The following is a 21,080-nucleotide window of genomic DNA, read 5'->3' on the forward strand; positions in this document are numbered from 1 at the left end:
TTTATTTTGATTTTATCTGTTTTTTTTGACTTCAATGCAATAAAAGAAAAATTGAATATATGAATGGATTGTTTTTTATTTTAGTTTGTTTTTAGATTGGAAAGGGTAATCTTTGTTCGTCGCTAATTAATTCGTTAAAATCTTCGAAGCTTGCAAAACCTGTCCAAATTTCTTTAAATGATATAAGGAGTAGTTTTCTGTAATATTTTTTGTCATATCTTATGGTTTTTTGATTGTTTTTACTTTCGATTCTTTCTTCTGTTTTATACCTTTCTCCTTTTTGCTCTGATATTTGGTTTACTACCAAATATCGGACTTTTTCTCCTGCTTGAACCCTTACACCCATTTCGAGTAAATCTTTGACTGCAACTGCACTAGGTGCATCTACACTATAGCCTTCTGGGTCTTGTGATGTTGATCTTTGTATGAGGAGTTCTTTCCAGTTAAGATTGCCGGAAGATAGTAGTACATCATATTTTTTGAATATTTGCAAGATCTCTTCTTCATGAGATTGCATTTCTTTTATTGTTTCGAATTTACACATCCATTCAATCATTTTGATTTGTGCAGCTTTTACGTATGGTGGAAAATCCTTTCTTCGTTGGACAATTCCTCGTCCTTTGAAATTTCCATTGAGAAAACGTCCCATGTAACGATTGGCAACGGGCATTTTTTCATCTGTAGTGGAAGGAGGAAAACATAACCAGGAGAATATACCTTCGATTTCCATTGCTATTTTTGTTTTTGCTAGTATTGTTTGGCAAACTTCTTTAAGATCTTCGATTTTGATAGGGGACTTATCTTTTTTTTGTATAAATATACAATCAGTGATTGCGTGTATTAAATCATATCCGTAATTTTCTGCTGTTTCTTTGGCGATAAGTAGCTTTTCTCTTCCAAAGGCAGTGACTGATTCATGGCTTTCTAGTTTTCCAAATTTTGCATTTCGATAACCCAGATAACCGAATGAGGTGACGAGCATCCATTTTAAACTAGATTGTTTTTGGTCTATTGCAGATTTGTCTGGATGATTTGTCTCTTTACATTGTTTTTTGTAATAATTCCTTCGCTCTACAATATGAGATAGTGCAACGGACACAATCCCCTTTCTTTTGTTACAGATTCGGTATCCAAGGGAAGGCACTGTTTCTGTAGTTGGATCGTTTGTACAACAGAGACAGTTGATTGTTTCTGGAGAGATATTGTGTAAGACCATCACCTTGGGATACATTTGCGAAAAATCTAATTGAGCTACATTTTCCAATACAAATCCATTTTTGATATCTGCTTGAAAAACGAGTCCCCCCTTATCTGCATTTAGCAAATCTAAGGCGGTCTTTGGAGCTTCTAGAGCACTTTTTTGCCAAGGTACTAAATAGTTCATTCGTAGAGCGACATCTACTTCGATGTAGGTAAGAGCTTTTCCTGTGGATGCCCGCGCCATTTTTTGAATGGGCAATCGAGAAATTCGGGAGAGTTCTATAATCCCCATTAGATCCGCTTCTTTGTAAACAAAACCATTTCTGGAATCTATATGCCATCGACCGAATAGAGGATAGGAGGGTGCCCTGTAGACTATCGTCCCGTAAGTATTGAAACTAGTACCCTTCGTTTGTATGGAACGTCGTATTGAGCTTGTTTTGTCCCTATCGAATTCTGTTGGGATATGGCTCTCCTGTGATGCCTTAAAAATATAGGGAAATATAACTTGGTCACCATAACTGGTGAGTACAATATCAGGATCATGTTTTTTGAATATTGCATTTAGTTGGTGGATGAGTTGGCTGGAATCACCAGTTGGGATTGTATACAACTCGGATTTTGTTTCCACCACAAGGGAATTGTTTACAAAGGGGATTCTATGACTTTTTTCTAAATAGAGTGATACCTTACTTAAGTCTGGAATTTTGTAATCCATTTCTTCGATATTTGTTAAAGAGCGAATCGCTCTGATTCGGTTGAGGCTGTTTTTTGTTGTTTCATAATTCACTTCTATGTAGGCAAGGGGATAAATATCCTTTTCGACCATATATCCTGTGGTAATTTCTATGTCTGAATGGTAGATATCATATTTTCCATATAAGTGAAAGAGTTTGTTTGTGATTTTTGGTAGGAGTTGTGGTTTGGAAATGACTAACTTAAGAACAGAGATCGTTTTGTTTTCATAGAATAGGCGTTTTTCGGTGAAGGTTGGTATTTCTATTAGTGCATCTAGTTCATAGAATCGTTTCACTAGTTTTCCTAGAATGTTTGGTGATGCGTTTACATAAATTGTGGGATAAAATTCATCAAAAAATAATCGGAGCTCTCCCGAGTCGGATTTTATCCATAGATAGATTTTTTGTTCTGAGTGGTAGATATCAAACAAGTAACCTTGGAATGTTTCCATAACATTTGGATGATTGGATTTACTTAACTGACATCTTTTGTAGACTTTTCTTTAATTCGTTCATTTCTTTTTTTGTTTCTATGAGCATAGAAAGTATCATGGAGTCGATGGGATATGGCAGGGATGCCATCACACCAGCTTGCACTTGTAATTTGGCAGTCCGGATTAGATCATCGAAGACCTCTTGGTCGGACTTGCGAAGAGATCTTCGAAAGTCTGATAGGTTTTCTTCGATTTGTAACATTTGGCGAGAATAGGGTGCAATGGTTCTTCCCATGTTAAAGTCCTGCGATAGAAGTTTTTCTTGTGCGAATGCGAGAGAGACCTTTGTCCATCTTTAGTTCCCAGAGATTTTGTGTGACACGTAGTAGTTTTGGAAAAAAGATTTGAAAGTTTTTATGTGAATAGGTCCAAGATTCAATGATGAGTAGAGGAACATTCTCACTGGGAAATTTTTCAATGACACCTAACATCAAGTTTAATAAAAACAAACCTTCCTCATCTTTGACGTCACCATCTAAAAATTGTTTACAAGGAGCTAATAGAAAGTAGATGGTATTTTCTTCTTTTATGGTAAGAATGTTTTTGAGTGCATCTAAGATTTGATAGGGGGTGAATGCTCTTTGGATTCGAATTTTTTCTAAAAATGGTTCTGGCGCTAAATTCTGTTTTCGTGTTTCTTCTGCGATGGTGAAGGGATTAAAACGAATGGCACAATCCAAATTAAAAACCTGAAATCCCGAACAAACCATGGCATATTGCCAAAAATGAGCGAGCCGATACATCCCTCTTTCTCCGGTGAGAACCCCAAGGTCTCTCTGGTTCCAATTCTGGATGGGTTCGTAGACATTGGTGGATATTTGGGATTGTTCCGCAAGAATCATGATACTAATTATATGTATAGTAAAAATATGTAAAGTGAAATTCGAAAGGAAACTTCCTTTTTCAGAGACTGGAAAAAGAAAGTCACTTACCTTTTTGCCAAGTAGAAAGGCGGGTATAAAGTGTAAGGGGGAGATCGAAAAAAAATGTAAGCGAGTTTGTACGAATGGCACGTATTGAAGTGAGCGAGAACCATGAGAAAAAGGAAATTTGGAGGGTATCTAAAGGCAGAAAAGCAAACATGAAAAGTAATTTGCTGTAAGGCAAAGAGAAGGGTCGACTAAAACTGAATCAACTCCCTTGCCTACCTAGACATTCCAAAGTAATATCTAGGTAAGTTGAAGCGAAACTTATAGCGGTGGGACTTCTTGAACGGTTTTGACACCAGTTACAAAGTAGCTAGTTTCGGCAAAACAGCTAAAAGGAACTCCTACATGTTCTTCGTATTCCAGAACCACTCGTTTGCCAATGGATCCGTTCAATTGTTCTGCAATGGCTTCGTCTCGAATGCTGAAAAAGAATTTTTCGGTCATAGTACCTGGCATGGTAACAAGGGCCATTTCCCCTTCCCAAGTTTTGCAAATCCAACCTTTTTTGGAAAGTTTTTGGATGTATCCTGCACGGTCTCCTTCTGAGTAACTCCATTGGAGTGTGAGCCAAGTGTAACCCGCAAACAAAACGGCGAGGAGGATGATAAAAAAGCTGAATCGAATTAAAAATTTACCCATAAGTTAATCCAGAAGTTTGGAGAGAAAAGGGAAAGTTTCAAGACAATATTTAGACCCAAGGAAGACAAATTCTGAAATTACAACGCTCCCCTGCGCCAGGGATACGAAGGGCTTGGTCCTTTGGAGGGAACCGACAAAGGACGGGAGCGAATGCGGACCCCGAAAGTAGCCCGGTCCGTATGGAAAAAGAGTATCGTCGTCTAACGAATCGGAGGCGCCAAAAGAAAATAAAAACGCTGCCAAAGTATGAACATTTTCATAAAAAAAATCTGAAGATTCGGATTGGAGTAGAAAGATTTCCTGGTTCGTGGTAAAGGAAAGCCATTGGGTGGCGGGTCTAGTTCCCCACCCTGAATCGGGCGGGGAGTACACTACCCACACATTCTTTCTTGCCAAACTCACGAACCCCCACCAAACTCTCCACAATGCGCATTTTATTTCTCTCTATCTTTTTGTCGTCTGCATTTGTTAGTTGCTCTTCGGTATCCTATCAAAACACAGAGAAAGCCAAGGCCACCAAACAATGGGGAGTTTTGGAAGTCAAAGAAACGGTCCGAAACATGAGCCATTCTTTATCAGCATACTATAAGTCAGATTTGAGGACAGGATATTTGGAATGGAAGTCACTGCAAAATTCCACATCGGAACATATCGATACAAAACTCATTACCAATGAAATTTTAAATCAACTGACAAAAGATAAAGTGCCATTTGTAGATACCTCCCTTCGCGAAGAGGCGACCACAGAAATTGCCTTTGGGAAAACTGGAATGGTGTCGACTGATTCTCGTTTGGCGGTAGGTAAGTTTAAGTCACCCTCTCATAAAATTAAGGGAGAGATCAATGAAGTGGTCAATTATGAAGCGGGGTCTGGTATCCAATACATCACAGTGACTCTTTTTTTAGTGAGTTTGGAAACAAACCAAATTGTTTGGTCAGAACAAAATGGTTTTTTAAAAACAAGCCGAGTGGAAGGTTATGGTCTTTGATTGTCTGGGAAAAAACCAAATCGAACTTTGACCTTTCCCATGGCCGGGCTTAACGTATATGGTAAGGATTCTGGATTCATTGTGAGTTTGGGATCATTCAGAGTCAATTTTGATTTTCCCATCCAAACATATTCGGGAAAAAATCGAACATATCGGTATTCATCGGAAATGTCTAGGTCTTTACGAATATTTCTTCTGGCATCATCATAAGATGTTTCAATCCATTTTGCACCAAGTTGAAAACCATAAATCATAATACCAACACCAAGTGCAGATAGTTCACTGGACTGAATTTCCACACCTCCATACACAACTCCGGCGCCTAATGCCACAATGGCGGTACCGGCAAGTATCGCACCCGTGACTTTCACAGTTCCTTTGGTTCCTTCTTTTAAGGCGGAGGCAGAAACTAATTGAAAGTATTTGGAATCTTGGATGAGTTCCGAAATTTCATTGTCACGGATGAGGTGACGTTCATACCAACCCAAAGTGTCTTTTTCTAATACAAGTGCTGTTTTTCCTTGGCCATCTGTGAGTGTTAGTTGGGATTGTTTGCCTGTTTGCCGAAATTTAAGATTTCGTAAACCCCGGATGAAATTTAAATGAGCCGAAGGATCCATTTCTGGTTCCGCCCCTGGACCACCAAAAATTAGAATGAATTCTCCTTCTTGGGTATACTTTTCATTGGCCATGGCTCTTAGGGCTGCGGATTGGGGTTTAAGTTGGCTTGCTTTTCGAAAGTCTACTTTTGCTTCATCTACAGAACCTGTAGAAAGCCAAAGAGAGGCGAGTAATAGGCGTAAGGTGGGGTCGTCAAATTGGCCTTCGGCACTCCATTCTCCACTGAGTAAGTTTCCCGCATACCGAGCTTGGATTTTTCCTTTATCATAATCGCCCACTCTTACGTAATACAAACCAAGTAAGATGTGTAGGTAGATGATTTCAGCTTCAGATGCGTAGTATCCTTCTTCGGTTTCCATATAGAAAAAGGATTTTAGGGAACGAGTGGCGCTGAAACGAAGGCGTTCTTTACTTTCTTCTGCGATCCTTTCCAGTGGCTTGTAGTCTGTTCCTCCTTTGAGAAATCCTAAATGGGCCCGTTCGAGGACTGCTATAAAACCTTTCCGTTCTTCCGTAGGAAGATACTCGATGGCTTTTTCCAGGTTGGCTTTTTTATAGGCGCGGAGGGAGTCTTCATATTCCTGTCGTTTGGCGATACTTGTACACTGAATACAGAGTAGAGTGAATACCAGAGAACAAAAGGATAGGCGCATCCGGCCTATCCTCTGAAAAATTTTAGTTTTGTCTATTCGAAATAACCTTTTAGGCCTGATTCAAATTCTGTTTCCAAAGACTTGGTTGTCCATTCCCATTGGAATCCATTGCCTTTGACAGAAAGGGATGACTTAGGACTCGATTTACCAATAGGAAAAAAAGAAAGACCTGCTTTTTCATATTTTGCTTTTACTTTCTCTTCGTTTTCAGGAAGGAAACTCACTACAAACGACGCTCCTGTTTCGCCAAAGCAAAGTTCGTCGAAGCGAGGAAACTTTTTTTGTATTTCTTCTACATTGGCTTCGATTCCTTTGTTTCCAGAAATCACAATTTTGGCAAGGGCCACAAGAAGTCCACCGAGTGACAGATCTTTGGCGGAAGTCAGGAGTCCTTCTTTGCGGCAAGTGATCAGTGTGTCTATCGTTGCTTTTTCTTTGGTTAGGGAAATTGTTGGAATTTTTCCTGTATCAAGACCATGGAAACGGTAGAGGTATTCAGAGGCGGAGATTGTGGGTTGGAATTCACCTACTAGGGCATAGACGACTGATTCGTTTGTGCGAGGGTAGGTATGAAGTCCCTTCGCCACATCATCGATCACTCCCACCATACCAATAGTAGGTGTAGGGAAGACCGGTCCTTCAGGAGATTCATTATAAAAGGATACGTTTCCACCTGTGACAGGTAGGCCTAGGAACCGACAAGCATCACCGAGTCCGCGCACACATTCACTGAAGATGTAGTAGTTTTCTGGGATGTAGGGGTTTCCAAAGTTTAGGTTGTTTGTCACACCGTAAGGTTCGGCACCCGTGGAAGCTACGTTTCTTGCCGATTCACAAACGGCAATTTGAGCTCCTTCATAAGGGTTAAGATACGTATATCGAGAGTTACAGTCTGTGGCCACAGCGATCCCTTTTTTGGTTCCAGGAATTCTGACAAGACCCCCATCTTCCCCAGGTTGTACTACCTTCACAAGTCCTACTTCTGTATCATACTGTTCATAGAGTGGTCTACGTGATGTGATATTGAGAGAAGAAAGAAGGGTATTTAAAGTTTGGGAAACTGTATCGGCTTGTAAGTCCGGGATTTTGGAAGAATCAAATTTGATCACCTCATCGAGGTAAGCGGGTCTTTTTTCTTCTCTTACATAACGCGGGGCACCCCCACCAAGAACGAGTGAGTCTGCCGGAATTTCCGCTTTGAGAATTCCATCTTTTCGGATCCGAAGGATTCCGTCCCCAGTCACTGTTCCAATTTCTACTGCATTCAGTCCCCATTTATGGAAGATGGAAACTAGCTCCTCTTCTTTTCCCGTTTCAGGAATGACGAGCATTCTTTCTTGGGATTCCGATAACATAATTTCATAAGCGTTCATGTCGGATTCACGAAGCGGAACTTTGTTAAGATCCACATCCATTCCGGTTTTTCCTTTGGCACTCATCTCCGATGTAGCACAAGAAATTCCTGCTGCCCCCATATCTTGGATTCCTACGAGGAGATTTTTTTGGATGGCTTCGAGGGAGGCCTCCATCAGAAGTTTTTCCATAAAAGGATCGCCCACTTGCACCGCGGATCTTTTTTCTTCTGATTCTTTGGTAAGGTCCTTGGAGGCGAAGCTTGCTCCGTGAATTCCGTCGCGCCCAGTTGTGGCACCAACGATGTACACTTTGTTACCTACCATACCTTTGGTAGAGGCAGAAGCCATTTGGTCGTGGCGAGCAATCCCCACAGTCATGGCATTCACGAGTGGGTTTTTTGTGAAAGTAGGATGAAGGAATAACTCACCTCCACCCACAGCAATCCCAAGTGAATTGCCATAATCTCCAATTCCTTTGACCGCCCGAGTGAGTAAATACTTGTTCCGAGGTTCTTTAGGATCACCAAACCTTAGTGAGTTGAGAGAGGTAATGGGACGAGCTCCCATAGTAAAAATATCACGCATGATCCCGCCAACACCAGTCGCTGCCCCTTGGTAAGGTTCTACAGCTGTCGGGTGGTTGTGGCTTTCGATTTTGAAGACAACGGCAAGGCCGTCCCCAATGTCCATAGCTCCGGCATTCTCTTCTCCGGCCCCAGCGAGGAGTTTGTCTGATTTTGTTGGCAGAGTTTTTAATTTTAAAATAGAATTTTTATAAGAGCAGTGTTCCGACCACATAGCGGAGAAGATCCCAAGTTCCGTTGAGTTAGGCATTCTTCCTAAGATTTTTTGGATCTCTACAAATTCAGTTTCTGTAAGTCCGTGTTCTTTGGCATCATCGAGATTCACTTTCTCTTTTTCCATACTGTTTCCTTAAACAAGTTCCCTATAATTGCGATTGAAGTAGAGGAGGGGAGAACCTTCTTTTGTGTCCACTGCTTCGACAAGACCGATCACGATCCAATGGTCTCCCACCTCGAGGATCCGGTCGACTTTACAGTCGAGGGAAGCCAAAGAGTCCCGTAAAACGGGGGCTCCGGTGGTGAGTGTTTCTGGCTTTAATCCTTCCAAAACAACCGCTTTGTCCAGGGAACCAGAAGCAAAATCAGCGGAAATTTGTTTTTGTTCGGAAGAAAGAATATTCACGACGAAGTTTCCTGAATCTTGGATGGGTTCTTTGGCACTGGAATCTTTGGCCAAACAGAATAAAACTAACGGCGGTTCTAAGGAAACTGAAGAAAAACTAGAAACCGTGACTCCTCCTTTTTTTTGAGAAGACTCGTAAGTAATCACACAAACTCCACTCGCCCAAAGCGAAAGTGAAGATTTGAACTTGTCAATGGATGCTGGCATAAAGCCTCCGTATTGACAAATATCAATTTCTGGAAGGATTCTAAAAACCAATTTCCATTTGACCGAGTGATAAAATGCAGATGAGGTTAGGGTAAGGGAATCGTATGAAAGCACTCACCAAACATAGAGAATTAATTTTTAATGACCTAAGAGAAAGAAAAGACCACCCCACAGCAAAGATGGTTTTTGAATCGGTAAGAGGAAAAGCGGACAAAATCAGTTTTGCCACAGTTTACAATTCATTGGAATACTTAGTAGAACACAAAATGGTAAACAAACTCAATATCGAATCAGACTCGGTTCGTTATGATGCCTTTTTGGATGACCACTCCCATTTACTTTGTAGTGATTGTGGAAAGGTTTTGGATGTTCCCCCTTTAAAACTCAGTGCAGACACGGACCTTAAGAGCCTAGGTTTTCAAGTCAAACACGTGGACATTGTGGTGACAGGAACCTGTTCTTCTTGTAATTCTTTGTAATTTTTTCTGGATAGGGAGGTTCCCTATCCCATGTTTGTCCTATGGGCATCATTCATTCACTTTCGGCGGACCTAATCAATCAAATTGCCGCCGGAGAGGTGATTGAATCGACTCATTCCATCCTCAAAGAACTCATCGAAAACTCAATCGATGCTGGTGCCTCTAAGATTGAAATTGCCACAGACTCCGCTGGGTTTGGCCGGATCCTTGTTTCCGACAATGGACATGGAATCCAAAAAGACGATCTCCCTCTTGCCATCAAACGTTATGCCACTTCCAAAATCCATGACTTCCACGACTTAGAACATCTTTTTACCTTTGGGTTTCGGGGAGAGGCTCTGGCATCGATTGCCTCTGTTTCACGGATGGTTTTAGAATCAGGAACCGAGGGAAACCGCACGGCCTATCGTGTGACCGTAGAAGAAGGGAAGGTAGTGGAAGAAATAGAAATCCCTTTCTTTCTTGGAACCAAAATTGAAATCAAAGATTTATTCTATAATACGCCCGTTAGGCGTAAGTTCCTAAAAACTGAAACCGGGGAAGAGAAAAAAAATAGAGCCCGTGTGCAGACAATGGCGGTCTCCGAACCAAATATTGGATTTCGGTATTTGCAAAATGGAAAGGAAGTTTTAAACGTAGTTCCCGAAGACGGATTCGAACGTGTCTTATCTGTTTACGGCGAAAATTTACGAGACCATCTCCTTCCCATCAATTCAAGTCGGAATGGGATAACACTTCGCGGATGGATCTCTCATCCTGATTTTTATAAATCTTCGCGCACAGGACAATTTTTCTTTGTAAACAACCGTTCGGTGGAACTCAAGTTTTCAGCTCAAATTTTAAAACGTTGTTATGGGGAGCTTCTACCCAGTGGGGCTTTTCCTTACGCCTATCTATTTTTTGACCTTCCTCGCGAGTTTGTGGATGTGAATGTCCACCCTCAGAAAAAGGAAGTTCGATTTTTATCGGAAGAAACGATTACAGGTATTTTATTCCAAGCCATCACTGAAGTGTTACGAACTTCCACCCCTGTGGAATTTTTGGAAATGCGCCGTAGACTTTCTATGCCCATTCCTTACGGCCGAGACGGAGAATCTGCGGGAATCGGGAATCGCTATGGTGGCCCGGGGTTCGGGTTTGGGCAGGGAAGCCAGTTTGGTAACCAGCAGACAGAGGGGGAATCTCTCCTAGGTCCAAGTACGATTGAAGGTAGACAAGGGTATTCTCTCGAAGGAGTGGGTGCAGGAACAAACCTGCATCTGTTAGGTGATAATCTTACCAAACACAATCTTTTTGTTCCCAAAAAACACTACGGAGTTTTATTTGAAACCTTTATCCTCGCTGAAGCAGAAGATGGACTCTATATCATCGACCAACATACAGCCCACGAAAGGATTCGATATGAAGAAGTTTTACGAGATCTAAAAACCAAAGCTTATAAATCCCAAAGTCTACTCACTCCGATTCGATTGGAACTCACAAAAGAAGAAGCAGAAGAGATGTTAGAGGAAAGGAATCGGTTTGCGGAACTCGGCATTAGCCTCGAACCATTTTCCGGGGGGACAGTCCTCATTCGTGAAGTCCCTTCTTATATTGATCCTGGCAAAGAAACAGAAACCATTTTGGATTTATGGGAAAGGTTCAAACAAAAAGATCCGGAAGAAAGAGAACTCTATGATGAAATGGCCAAATGTGTGGCTTGTCGTTCCGCCATCAAAAAAGGCGACCAGGTCTCTGACCCCATCATTGGTGAACTTTTACAAAGGTTGTCCTACTGTGAAAATCCTTCCCTTTGCCCTCATGGAAGACCGACTCTCATCAAACTTACCAGAAAAGACTTAGAAACTATGTTTCACCGGATCTAGGCCATCCGAGAAAACCGAAAAACATTGATAGAATTCTCGGATACGAAATTCTAGGCCTCATGCCACGCCCCCTAGAAGGCAAAAATATGACCCTGCGGGAGAAGGAAAAAATCCTCCTCCAAAAAATCAAAGCAGGGGATCCTACTGCCTACATGACCCTTGTGTCTCCTTTTCGGGAACGATTGTTCCGTAAGGCCGTTTCCATGGTAAAAGATGGAGACGATGCGGAAGACATTGTCCAAGACGCTCTCATTTCCGGTTATAAATCCATCCAAAACTTCCGCGCTGAGGCTGGGGTTTATACCTGGCTCTACCGCATTGTGGTGAATAAGTCCAAGGATTTGCTCGCCAAGAAGAAAAGAGGTAGGGAAAAACCCATGGATGACTCAGGAGATAACCAATTTGTGGATTCTCGTGTCGGATATGAAAAAAAATTGGAACTTTCTGAAGAGTCTCGTTATCTAATGGATAAGATCGCACTCTTAGAAGATTCCTACAAACAGGTTTTGGAACTTCGTTATTTCGAAAATCTTTCGTATAACGAAATTGCCGAGATCATGGAATGTAATGTAGGTACGGTTAAGAGTCGCCTCTTCAAGGCCAAGGAGTTTTTGAAGCACCTCATCCAGAAAGACGAAAAGGGAGAAGGGTTCTTTGAAAAATAAGTTTATGAATTTAAAAGATTGGTTTCGTTCACAATATCCAGGTCTCTTATCCGAAGAGACAGACAACGTGGTTCTGGAAAATAAGATTTGTTCTCTTTTCCAAAGGGTGAAGGAAAAGGAAGACACCATCCTTCCTCGAATGTCTAAGGACTTCGACACCCGCTTACTTAACCTCCTCGAATCAGTCAGTTTTGACAAACCCAACCAAAAGATCTCCTTCACTTTCAGAGACCTAATCGAAAACCGAACGGTGCAATATTCCTTTTCTGCTGTGATGGCATTAAGCCTTGTATTTGTTCTTGTGAGTCGCACTTCCCAAGAGCCTACACTCGCAGGTAATGATTCTGCGGGAGTTGTCATCGAACAAAACAACTACCAAAACGAACCAGCAAGCATTGACCTAAGTGAATCCTACCAAAAACGGGAGTTACTCGATCATTTACGATCCGCCCCGGGTGCTGTGTATGGACTTCGCGAATTAGAATTGTATTATGAAAAAACAGGAAGGGAGTCTGCGGCAGACGAACTTCGTCTCCTCATTGAATCTGTCGAAAGATAGATCCTAAACAAAACCTTTTGCAAATAAAACGGCATCCCGAGAACGGATGTCGTCAGCAGAATGAATGATGGCTAGGGCAAACTGTTCTATCCTTGCTTCTAATCGAAACGACCCACCACTTCTTTCCTTACTATCTGTTAGGCGCTTCAGTTCCGAAAACCAAATTTGAATGGTGGCTTCGTCTTTTTTGACTGGAGGCCGAAACACTCCCTCACGCCAAGCAAGAACCGGAACTAGTTCCTTCATCTCTTCTTCTTTTTCGGTGATCTCACCTGCTTTTTGGATGAGAGTGAGAAGCGGTGGCCAACGAACCATGGTATGAGGAAAGAGTTGGGGGTCATTTAAAAAGGCAGTACGATACGTATCGATTCCTTCTCTTTCATTTCCTGTCATCACTTGGGTTTCTGCTAAAAAATAAAGTAGAACTGGGGACTGTTTGTTTCCCCCGTAGAGTAATACTTCCAAAGCCATTGTGTAGTCTTTGATTTTGATGAGGCAGGCTGCCAGGTCGCGTAACAGATCTTTGTCGAGAGCGTTTGCTCCTTCCCATTGGTAAGCGAGTTTTAAGTGGTCTCTGGCTTCTTTTAAGATACAGTCTTGGGTCACATAAAAACTATCTGTGGTATGATACCCACGTTTACGGATTTCTGTTTCAAAATCAGAAAAGAGTCCAAGTAGAAGTTTCCCTCTTTCTTTTCCTTCTCTTGTTTTTAGAATTAGATCAAGTCTATGATCCCAAAAGCTGGAAATATAATATCCGCTGATGGTGGCGAGATCCTCAGGATCTCGATCCAGAAGTACGGAGTAAAGTGATTTGGCAGTTTCAAACTCACCATTGGATAGATAGGTGAGGGCTTCTTCCGACTTCTGAATCATACTAGAGATTAGTGTTGGCTTTTTTTATCGTGGTGTTTGCTAACTTGGGAAAGGATTTTGTCTTCCAATCCATCAATACAAACATAAACATCTTTGTCTTGGTTGTGTGCGTTGAAACTATTTCCATCAGCATGTAACTTCATGTTAGAGCTAATTTCCCCATGAATGGCTTCAAATGATACTTCGCAGGATACGATTTTTTGAACGTATTTTGTAACTCGTTCTAGTTTTTCATCCGCATATTTCTCTGCGGCTTCGGAGCGGTCTAAGTGTTTCCAGGTATAATTGATTTTCATAGTTTGTCCCAATTTGGTATGGAATGATTGTATTTTGGAAAAAAAGCAAACGTCAAATAAAAAAGAATTGAAGGTGGGTGTTTCTCGTCTTTAAGCTTGGTGCATGGCAAATGAAGAAAAGAAAGTGGGACAGGAAAAAAAGTCAGCCCCAAAAAAGAAAGTCTCTGTTGTCAGTGCCACTGAGAAGTCGGTAAAGACAACCAAAGAGAAAGTTGTCAAAAAAAAACTTCCTTCGTCTGTTAAAAAAGCGGATACAATCTCTCACTCCACTTCGCCAAAATCTATTTACAACGATTCCAAATTCACCAAACACCCAGAATTTCCAAGGGAAGACCTGATGCGCGTTCTCGTTCGGACACCTCGGGAAGCATTTGTCTTTTGGAAATTTTCTCCGAAAACTTTTCAGAACCTTTTGAACGAATTAGAATCTCCATCGACAGAGGGTCTCCACTTTCGATTGAAAGTGGAATATAAAAATATTTTTGGAAGCGAACGTACTGACTTTTACGATTTAGCTCCCTTTACTGAATCTTATTATTTAAAATTTATGTTTCCTGTGAAAGACATTCAAACTTCCATCTTTGTTTCTTACCAAAAAAAAGAAATTTCCACTCTCCATTCCAGAGGGAAAGATCTACCGGGTGGAACGGAATCCTTTCGTTTGGATAAAGAATGGATCCATCCTGAGTGGATTGAGATGGGACTTGTGGCAAAGTCCGCTGGGAGTGATGAGTATTATTTCAAAGATGGAGATCCATCTGAGTTCTACGTGAACCCACGAAAAAAAGAGGATAAGGATGGAAAATCCGATCCTAATTCTAGGTTATCCAAAATTGGGAATGGTTCGGGATCTGGAAAAGGACTTTTGTAATGAATCATTTTGTGAAAGGGCATTTGGTTTTTGTTTTGCATGCCCACCTACCATTTGTTAGACACCCTGGTTATACGACACCGTTTATCGAAGAAAATTGGCTAAACGAAGCCATCCTCGAAACCTACATTCCCCTTTTAAGAGTCTTTCGAAATTTAAAAAAAGAATCGGTACCTTTTCGAATCACCATGTCTTTTACTCCAACACTTTCGTTGATGTTAACAGATCACTATTTGCAAAACGGATTTCGTAAATATTTAAAAAATCTGATCACACTGGCAAAACACGAAACCAAACGAACCACATACGACCCTCACTTAAACTACCTCTCAAAAAGATATTTAGAACATTTTTTAGATACAGAATCCATCTTTGAAGAAGAGGGTGGGGACTTAACTAAACTATTTTTGCTTTTTGTGGAATCAGGGGAACTTGAGGTGATGACAAGCCCTGCCACTCATGCCTTCCTACCATTTTATGATTCGGAACCCTCCATCTTTCGCTCCCAACTAAAAAACGGACGAAGGACCTTTCGCCGGATTTGGGGGCGTGACCCCAAAGGGATTTGGCTTTCGGAATGTGGATACACACAAAAATTAGAAGAGGAACTCGACCGAGAAGGGTTTCGGTATTTCTTTGTCGACACACATGGAATCACTCATGCAAATCCGAGACCCAAGTTTGGAGTTTATGCTCCCGTAGAAGTAGGTCATGGAGTGTTTGCTTTTGGACGCGATCCAGAGAGTAGCAAACAAGTTTGGAGTTCCATCGATGGGTATCCAGGTGACTTTCGGTACAGAGAATACTACAGGGACATCGGTCATGATCTCCCTTGGGAAGAGATTTCCCCTTACTTACATTCCAACGGAGTACGAATCAATACCAGTATCAAATACTTTCGGATCACAGGAAAAACTTCAGACAAAGGTTATTACCATCCCGACTGGGCGATGGAAGCTGCTGGAAATCATGCAGAAGATTTTTTACGAAACCGTATCTACCAAGCAGAAAGATTGTATGCTGCGAACAAACAACCGGCGGTGATTGTTTCGCCTTACGATGCCGAGTTGTATGGACACTGGTGGTACGAAGGCCCACAGTTTATCGAATTTTTATTCAAAAAAATCCACTTCAACCAAAACACAATCAAACTATCCCATCCTATGGAAGCCGCGCGTTCTCTCCCAAGGATCCAATCGGTAGAAATGAAGATGAGTAGTTGGGGTGAAAATGGATACGGCGAAGTGTGGCTGAATCCAACAAACGATTGGATCTACCCACTCATCCATTCCTTAAGCATAAGGATGCACCAAAGGGCTCATGAATTTGGATCGGGAACGGAATTACAAAAACGGATACTCAAACAAATGGGAAGGGAGTTACTTCTTTTGCAGAGTAGTGACTGGGCCTTTATTATGAAGACAGGAACTATGGTGGATTATGCGGTTAGGCGGACCAATGTCCATACCAATCTATTTTTGGCTTTGGAGGAGATGCTTACCGGTGCTGTGGAGGAGGATGTCCTTTTGGCGGCCGAGACCGAAAACAATGCCTTTCCAGACATCCGAATCGAAGATTTCCAATAGAATGATTCTAAAAATTTCTTGCCCGGGGGAACTCCGGTAAGAGGCTTAACCTAATCGGAGGGTTTTATGTCGACTGCGTATCGTTTTCCCTTGGTTCTAGCACTTCTTTTCTTTGCTGCCAACCTTTTGGTTTGCCGGCTCGTGCATAAGGAAAGCTCAGAAGGAGTCTTTCGTATGGATGATTCTGTAATCCAATATATGGAAGCTCTCGAAGCTGCCGATGCCAGCAAAACTTCCACCAAACCTTCCTTTGGAAATAACGGTCTCCTCTAAGAGACCGCTTGTCTATTCTGTCATTTGAATTTTAGCCAAAGATGTTTTGGCTAAGTTTGGATCATTTCGGTTTGAAGTCGACGTTGTCCCAATAATCCTTTCCATAATCAAAGAAAATTTCTCCGCCTTCTGGAATGGTTTTTAATACTTTGAATCTTGCTGTTTTCCATCGGACAGAAGTAACAAGTTCTGCATTGGGTTTTGAGGAATGGTTGATATAACGGGTGTAATTGGACTCTCTGCCTTCCCCATAAATCCACCAGTCTTTACAAATCCAAAGTAAGTATTTTGAATCTACGTATTTGTTTGATTCCGCTTGTTCATCGGTAATGATTTTACCCATGTAATAACCAACGGTATCTCCCTTGTATAATGTTTGTTTGGTGAATAGTCCCATTCCGATATTGGGAACAGAGGAAGGTTTCACAATAAAGTCACTCTCGGTATAAACTACCGGTTTTCTTTTTTTGACCTTCTTTACGGATTTCTTTTTCTTCATTTTCTTCCTATATGACATAAGAGGAAAACAATTCTACCTTGTAAAGCCATTGGCATTTAAGATTGTATAGTCGGTACTCCGAACTTTAAAGGATGAGGGGGTTCCTATGATCCGAGAACCACAAAAACCGGCGTCTGAGAAAACCAATGTTGTGAATCTGGCCATCTACCGAGCGAAAAAAGCCTTGGAAAGAGACGGATTTGAAGTGGTGGAAAATCCAGACGGAAAGATCACCCTTGTCATTCGTCTTGCGAAATAACAACCTCCTAGGATTTTGGATACATGACAGCTACATTAGAAGGCTCAAGAATTGGAAACGGACAAAAACATTGTGTCATCGTTTCTAAGTTCAATGAATTTATCACCGAGTCCCTACTGAAAGGGGCAAAAGATGCATATCGGCAACATGGAATCGCGGAAAGCGATGTCACCGTAATCTATGTTCCCGGTGCTTTTGAACTTCCTCAAACCGTAAAACGTGTTCTGCAATCTAAAAAATACCAATTTTCTGCGATCGTTTGCCTCGGGGCAGTGATTCGCGGTGCCACTTCTCATTATGACTTAGTTTCTGGTGAGGCAGCAAAAGTAGGATCTGTGGCTGATGGAACCGTGCCTGTGATTTTTGGTGTCATTACCACTGAATCCATCGAACAAGCCATCGAAAGAGCCGGTACGAAAGCGGGTAACAAAGGATATGAGGCGGCCACAACAGCCATTGAAATGGCTAATCTTTTCAAAGAGATCGGATGAGTTCTAGACACCGCGGGCGAAGTCTTGCCCTGATGTGCCTCTACCAAATTGACCTGGTCGGAACCGATCCGGACCGGGCGATGAAATTCGATTGGTATGACAAAAAAATCACTAGAGAAGAAAAGGATTATGCTGTCTTTCTTGTGAAAGGAGTGGTCGAAAATCGAAAAAACATCGATACTCTAATCAAGAAGTATTCGGAGAATTGGGAACTTTCGCGTATTTCCGTTGTCAACCGCTGTATTTTGCGTTTATCAATTTTAAGTTTGCAGAAGGAACCTTTCCTTGCTGCCCCCGTTGTCATCAATGAGGCGGTGGAACTTACCAAAGAATTTGAAACGGAAGAATCAGCACAGTTTATCAACGGATTACTTGATGCCTTCTATAAGAAGGAGATCGTAGCGAACAAACCCCAGTAAGAGATAGAATGGATCCCATCCAAAAAAACCGGTTTCGCATTGAGGAACAATCCTCACAGCCAAGTTATTACCAGGAAGATCCATACTTACGGAACCTGGGGAAAGAAAAAGAAACTACGTATGAATCAGAGACTACGGCACGCCGTCCCGTCCTATCTTTTCTTTTTTGGAGCCTACTCGTATTCCTTGTCCTTGGATTTTTAACTGCCGCCTACTGGTGGTATTTAGAGAAAAAAAAGAATCCAGAAGAAATCGCTAAAGCATTAAACAACCTTCCGCGAGATAAAAAGGCCCTTGACCTTCTTGTAGATAAACCTTATCTTCCTGATGATTCTGTTAATCCTAAGCTTGCTGCTTGCCTCAATGCTTACCACAACCGGTACGTGAACCGAGTGGGAACTGTTTGTGAAGAATTCCTCAATTCACCTGGCAGTGACGAGGATAAATCCATCGCACTGACTGTGCTTGGTGTGATGTATGATGAAGCTGGTCGTTATATCAATTCCATTGAACGATTGGAAAAAGCCATCCAATACGATTCCAAAAACTATTTTGCCTATTATAATCTATCACTTGCTTTTAAACATGCCGGTAAGTTTGACGAAGCAAGGCGTGCTGCCCAGAGAGCCAAAGAGATTGCACCCAATGACTACCGAGTTTCATTGTTACAAGGGAATTTATTCCAAGAGATTGGAGATCCTGCCAGTGCCATTGAAGCATACAAAGAAGGGCAATCCCTTGCGCCAACAGATGTCACTCTCACTTACAACCTAGCGATTAGTTACCTAAAACAAGGAAATATCGCAGAAGCCATTTCCGAGTTCCAAAAGGTAGTGCAAACAGCTCCGAATTCTCAAACGGCCGTTTTGTCCTATGGCCACCTCGGAACTATCTTTTACCAAAGAGAAGACTACGACCGGGCCGAGTATTATTTTCGAGAAGTGATTCGTTTGAAAACAAACGACGCTAAATCTTACTATAACTTAGGTTTGGTGTATTTAAAGAAAAAAGTACCGGAAGAAGCTGCCAAATACTTCCAAAAAGCTTTAGATTCCAATGCCAATGAACCAGAGGTTTACCGTTACATTGCCGATGCCTTTCTTTCTATGGGCCAAACCAATATGGCCATCACTGCCTTAAAAAAAGCATTGTTACTAAAACCTTCGGATGTAGATTCCCTATTTGCATTAGCAGAACTGTATTATAAAAAAGGGGAACTTGTAGAGGCAGAAGGTTTATTTCGTCGGATCATCCACCTAACGCCTGGAGATACCTATTCGGAAACTGCTTATGTAAATCTCGGAATCATTTTGGATGAGATGGAAAGGTATTCTGAAAGTATTACTGCCTTTGAAGGGGCACTTGCTTTGAATCCCAAAAACCAATCGGCGTATTACAATTTAGGTCTTTCCTATTTGCATGCGGGAAAACCTACGATGGCGATTGAGTCTCTACGTAAATCCCAAGCTCTAGATCCGAACCATGTAGCGTCCAGGCTTGCCATAGCAGACTACTATTTGGAAAATCGATTTTATTCAGAAGCCATCGCAGAATACGAAGAAGCCATTGCTTGGAAACCAGAACTTTATGAAGCCAGATTAAAACTTGCTGATGTGTACATCCAAACCAAAAACTATCCTGCCGCAGAAAAGGTGTTAGTTTATGTTTTGGAAAACTCGAAAGATCCCAAAGAAATCAAACTGGCACATAGAAAACTCGCTTTAAGTTATGCGAGTAGTGGTAACTCTGGGCTTTCGAAACGTGCCAAAGAAGAAGCCTTTCGTGCCACCCATATCGATCCAGAAGATATGGAATCAAAACTTGTACTTTCTAAAATTCTCATTGATTCAGGTTCTCTTGTGGACAGAGAAAAAGCAATAGAAGAACTAACGGTCATCACTCGTTCTGATGTAACACCCACCATTTCTTCCAAAGCACATAACTATTTGGGAGTTTGTTTTTTCAAAAATGGAGAATTTAAACGGGCACTTTCCAGTTTCCAAACAGCCATTGACCTAAATCCAAGTCTCACGGAAGCCTATGAAAACAAAAGGGCAGCGCGTGCCCAATATGAGAAGTCCCTCGAATCCAGAAAGAGAACGTATTTTTGAGTTTATTTCATTTTTCCCCTCATAAACAATTCCCTGAATTTTATGAAGAGTGTCGTCATACTGGTGTTTTGCGCTACCTTCCGGCCAAAACACGGGAGTATGGGGATAGTTACTTTATGGAAGAATACAGTAACCAATACAAAAAATCCTATTACGAGGATGAACCTAACCTTCGCTTGATGGCAAAACGTAGGTTATCTGTTTTGGAAAAAGTAGGGGCTTTGGCACCAATTTCTTCCTTATTAGAGATTGGTTCTGCGGCTGGTTTTTTTTTGGATGAAGCCAAACTTGCCGGTTACCAGACCCGGGGGCTCGAACTCTCTCCCAAAGAAGTAGAATATGCAAGGTCTGTTCTTTCCCTCGATGTAGAAAAGAAGTCAGTTCTCTCTTTTACTGTGAATGAGTGGAAAGAGAGGTATAACGTGGTCGCAGCATTTTTTGTCGTCGAACATATCGAAGACATTGATGGGATTTGGGAAAGGCTTACTTCTTGGCTAAAGCCCGGAGGGTTCCTCTATTTGGCTCTTCCTTCCAGTTTTGGGCCTAGTTTCCAAACGAATCCAAAGAACTGGTTTGCGACCCATCCTTCTGACCACTTTTTTGACTACTCTGTCCACTCTTTGAAAAAACTCTTGTCAATCCTCGGCTTCGAGGTGAACTATGTTAGACCAATGTCGTATCACTCCTACCGGGACTTAAGTCCTCGTGGCAAACTCCCCGAATGGCTGTATCGACTGTATGCAAACTCATTTGCTTATGGTGATACCATCGAACTAACCGCCAGAAAATTAAAACACTGAA

The 21,080-nt window shown here is 41.7% G+C and carries 23 protein-coding genes; 13 read left to right on the top strand and 10 right to left on the bottom strand.

Annotation, left to right across the window (positions count from 1 at the left end; genetic code table 11):
* Window positions 1-91 precede the first annotated feature (91 nt).
* The 4 genes from LEP1GSC203_RS08455 to LEP1GSC203_RS08475 all read right to left on the bottom strand — a co-directional run bounded on the left by LEP1GSC203_RS08455 (window position 92) and on the right by LEP1GSC203_RS08475 (window position 3,999).
* Window positions 92-2,389 (bottom strand): DNA polymerase domain-containing protein, encoded by a 2,298-nt coding sequence (locus LEP1GSC203_RS08455; RefSeq protein WP_002974319.1) that lies wholly within the window; start codon window positions 2,387-2,389, stop codon window positions 92-94.
* Between the two features lie 19 nt (window positions 2,390-2,408).
* The gene (locus LEP1GSC203_RS08460) at window positions 2,409-2,666 is read right to left on the bottom strand and encodes a hypothetical protein (protein ID WP_002973683.1); all 258 of its coding nucleotides are present in this window, start codon (window positions 2,664-2,666) and stop codon (window positions 2,409-2,411) included.
* A 1-nt stretch (window position 2,667) separates the two neighbouring features.
* Window positions 2,668-3,273 (bottom strand): hypothetical protein, encoded by a 606-nt coding sequence (locus LEP1GSC203_RS08465; RefSeq protein WP_002974033.1) that lies wholly within the window; start codon window positions 3,271-3,273, stop codon window positions 2,668-2,670.
* Between the two features lie 348 nt (window positions 3,274-3,621).
* Window positions 3,622-3,999, bottom strand: coding sequence for a hypothetical protein (locus LEP1GSC203_RS08475; RefSeq protein ID WP_002973968.1), 378 nt, complete (start codon window positions 3,997-3,999; stop codon window positions 3,622-3,624).
* Window positions 4,000-4,424: 425 nt separating this feature from the next.
* Here LEP1GSC203_RS08475 and LEP1GSC203_RS08485 point away from each other — a divergent pair, with 425 nt between their 5' ends.
* Entirely contained in the window at window positions 4,425-4,988 is a 564-nt protein-coding gene (locus LEP1GSC203_RS08485; protein ID WP_002974286.1) for a hypothetical protein, read from the top strand.
* Here the strand turns inward: LEP1GSC203_RS08485 and LEP1GSC203_RS08490 are convergent.
* Genes LEP1GSC203_RS08490 through LEP1GSC203_RS08500 form a run of 3 tightly spaced genes read right to left on the bottom strand, consistent with a single transcriptional unit; the run spans window position 4,976 to window position 9,030 of the window.
* Window positions 4,976-6,262: a hypothetical protein gene (locus LEP1GSC203_RS08490; RefSeq protein WP_002974138.1), complete on the bottom strand. Its 1,287-nt coding sequence runs from the start codon at window positions 6,260-6,262 to the stop codon at window positions 4,976-4,978. The two genes, LEP1GSC203_RS08485 and LEP1GSC203_RS08490, sit on opposite strands and share 13 nt — an antisense overlap.
* A 32-nt stretch (window positions 6,263-6,294) precedes the next feature.
* A complete protein-coding gene (gene purL / locus LEP1GSC203_RS08495; RefSeq protein WP_002974164.1) occupies window positions 6,295-8,541 on the bottom strand; it encodes a phosphoribosylformylglycinamidine synthase subunit PurL in 2,247 nt (748 codons plus the stop codon).
* A 9-nt stretch (window positions 8,542-8,550) separates the two neighbouring features.
* Window positions 8,551-9,030 (bottom strand): flavin reductase family protein, encoded by a 480-nt coding sequence (locus tag LEP1GSC203_RS08500; protein ID WP_002973787.1) that lies wholly within the window; start codon window positions 9,028-9,030, stop codon window positions 8,551-8,553.
* 104 nt (window positions 9,031-9,134) lie between these two features.
* Between LEP1GSC203_RS08500 and LEP1GSC203_RS08505 the strand changes: the two genes are divergently transcribed.
* The 4 genes from LEP1GSC203_RS08505 to LEP1GSC203_RS08520 are packed head-to-tail and all read left to right on the top strand — an operon-like array spanning window position 9,135 to window position 12,598.
* Window positions 9,135-9,509, top strand: a complete 375-nt coding sequence (locus LEP1GSC203_RS08505; RefSeq protein ID WP_002974432.1) for a Fur family transcriptional regulator — start codon at window positions 9,135-9,137, stop codon at window positions 9,507-9,509.
* A 41-nt stretch (window positions 9,510-9,550) separates the two neighbouring features.
* Entirely contained in the window at window positions 9,551-11,374 is a 1,824-nt protein-coding gene (mutL, locus tag LEP1GSC203_RS08510; protein ID WP_002974032.1) for a DNA mismatch repair endonuclease MutL, read from the top strand.
* Between the two features lie 59 nt (window positions 11,375-11,433).
* A complete protein-coding gene (locus tag LEP1GSC203_RS08515) occupies window positions 11,434-12,039 on the top strand; it encodes an RNA polymerase sigma factor (protein ID WP_004784002.1) in 606 nt (201 codons plus the stop codon).
* 4 nt (window positions 12,040-12,043) lie between these two features.
* On the top strand, window positions 12,044-12,598 hold the full coding sequence (locus LEP1GSC203_RS08520; RefSeq protein ID WP_002973811.1) for an LIMLP_12425 family protein: 555 nt from the start codon (window positions 12,044-12,046) through the stop codon (window positions 12,596-12,598).
* 3 nt (window positions 12,599-12,601) lie between these two features.
* Here LEP1GSC203_RS08520 and LEP1GSC203_RS08525 read toward each other — a convergent pair whose 3' ends face one another.
* Window positions 12,602-13,474, bottom strand: coding sequence for a hypothetical protein (locus LEP1GSC203_RS08525; RefSeq protein ID WP_002973736.1), 873 nt, complete (start codon window positions 13,472-13,474; stop codon window positions 12,602-12,604).
* 8 nt (window positions 13,475-13,482) lie between these two features.
* Complete coding sequence (hpf, locus tag LEP1GSC203_RS08530; protein ID WP_002974092.1) at window positions 13,483-13,770, bottom strand: ribosome hibernation-promoting factor, HPF/YfiA family; 288 nt, start codon at window positions 13,768-13,770, stop codon at window positions 13,483-13,485.
* Window positions 13,771-13,873: 103 nt separating this feature from the next.
* Between hpf and LEP1GSC203_RS08535 the strand changes: the two genes are divergently transcribed.
* The 3 genes from LEP1GSC203_RS08535 (at window position 13,874) to LEP1GSC203_RS08545 (ending at window position 16,500) form a co-directional block, all read left to right on the top strand.
* Complete coding sequence (locus LEP1GSC203_RS08535) at window positions 13,874-14,641, top strand: hypothetical protein (protein WP_002973972.1); 768 nt, start codon at window positions 13,874-13,876, stop codon at window positions 14,639-14,641.
* Window positions 14,641-16,227, top strand: coding sequence for a glycoside hydrolase family 57 protein (locus LEP1GSC203_RS08540; RefSeq protein WP_002974041.1), 1,587 nt, complete (start codon window positions 14,641-14,643; stop codon window positions 16,225-16,227). Before LEP1GSC203_RS08535 ends, LEP1GSC203_RS08540 begins: the two co-directional genes overlap by 1 nt.
* A 66-nt stretch (window positions 16,228-16,293) precedes the next feature.
* Window positions 16,294-16,500 carry a hypothetical protein gene (locus LEP1GSC203_RS08545; RefSeq protein ID WP_002973950.1) on the top strand — a complete coding sequence of 69 codons (207 nt, stop codon included), beginning with the start codon at window positions 16,294-16,296 and terminating at the stop codon, window positions 16,498-16,500.
* 61 nt (window positions 16,501-16,561) lie between these two features.
* Here LEP1GSC203_RS08545 and LEP1GSC203_RS08550 read toward each other — a convergent pair whose 3' ends face one another.
* Window positions 16,562-16,999, bottom strand: a complete 438-nt coding sequence (locus LEP1GSC203_RS08550) for an SET domain-containing protein (RefSeq protein ID WP_002973592.1) — start codon at window positions 16,997-16,999, stop codon at window positions 16,562-16,564.
* A 106-nt stretch (window positions 17,000-17,105) separates the two neighbouring features.
* Between LEP1GSC203_RS08550 and LEP1GSC203_RS19850 the strand changes: the two genes are divergently transcribed.
* From LEP1GSC203_RS19850 to LEP1GSC203_RS08570, 5 genes are read left to right on the top strand one after another with little or no spacing between them, the layout of a single operon-like run.
* The gene (locus LEP1GSC203_RS19850) at window positions 17,106-17,258 is read left to right on the top strand and encodes a hypothetical protein (protein WP_002973925.1); all 153 of its coding nucleotides are present in this window, start codon (window positions 17,106-17,108) and stop codon (window positions 17,256-17,258) included.
* A 23-nt stretch (window positions 17,259-17,281) separates the two neighbouring features.
* The gene (gene ribH, locus LEP1GSC203_RS08555; protein WP_002973762.1) at window positions 17,282-17,749 is read left to right on the top strand and encodes a 6,7-dimethyl-8-ribityllumazine synthase; all 468 of its coding nucleotides are present in this window, start codon (window positions 17,282-17,284) and stop codon (window positions 17,747-17,749) included.
* The gene (gene nusB / locus LEP1GSC203_RS08560; RefSeq protein ID WP_084597385.1) at window positions 17,746-18,168 is read left to right on the top strand and encodes a transcription antitermination factor NusB; all 423 of its coding nucleotides are present in this window, start codon (window positions 17,746-17,748) and stop codon (window positions 18,166-18,168) included. Before ribH ends, nusB begins: the two co-directional genes overlap by 4 nt.
* 8 nt (window positions 18,169-18,176) lie before the next feature.
* A complete protein-coding gene (locus LEP1GSC203_RS08565; protein ID WP_002974546.1) occupies window positions 18,177-20,279 on the top strand; it encodes a tetratricopeptide repeat protein in 2,103 nt (700 codons plus the stop codon).
* Entirely contained in the window at window positions 20,276-21,079 is an 804-nt protein-coding gene (locus LEP1GSC203_RS08570) for a class I SAM-dependent methyltransferase (protein WP_002973623.1), read from the top strand. Before LEP1GSC203_RS08565 ends, LEP1GSC203_RS08570 begins: the two co-directional genes overlap by 4 nt.
* The last annotated feature ends 1 nt before the right edge of the window (window position 21,080 follow it).

It is taken from the genome of Leptospira terpstrae serovar Hualin str. LT 11-33 = ATCC 700639 (assembly GCF_000332495.1).
In the GTDB taxonomy this organism is placed as follows: domain Bacteria; phylum Spirochaetota; class Leptospiria; order Leptospirales; family Leptospiraceae; genus Leptospira_A; species Leptospira_A terpstrae.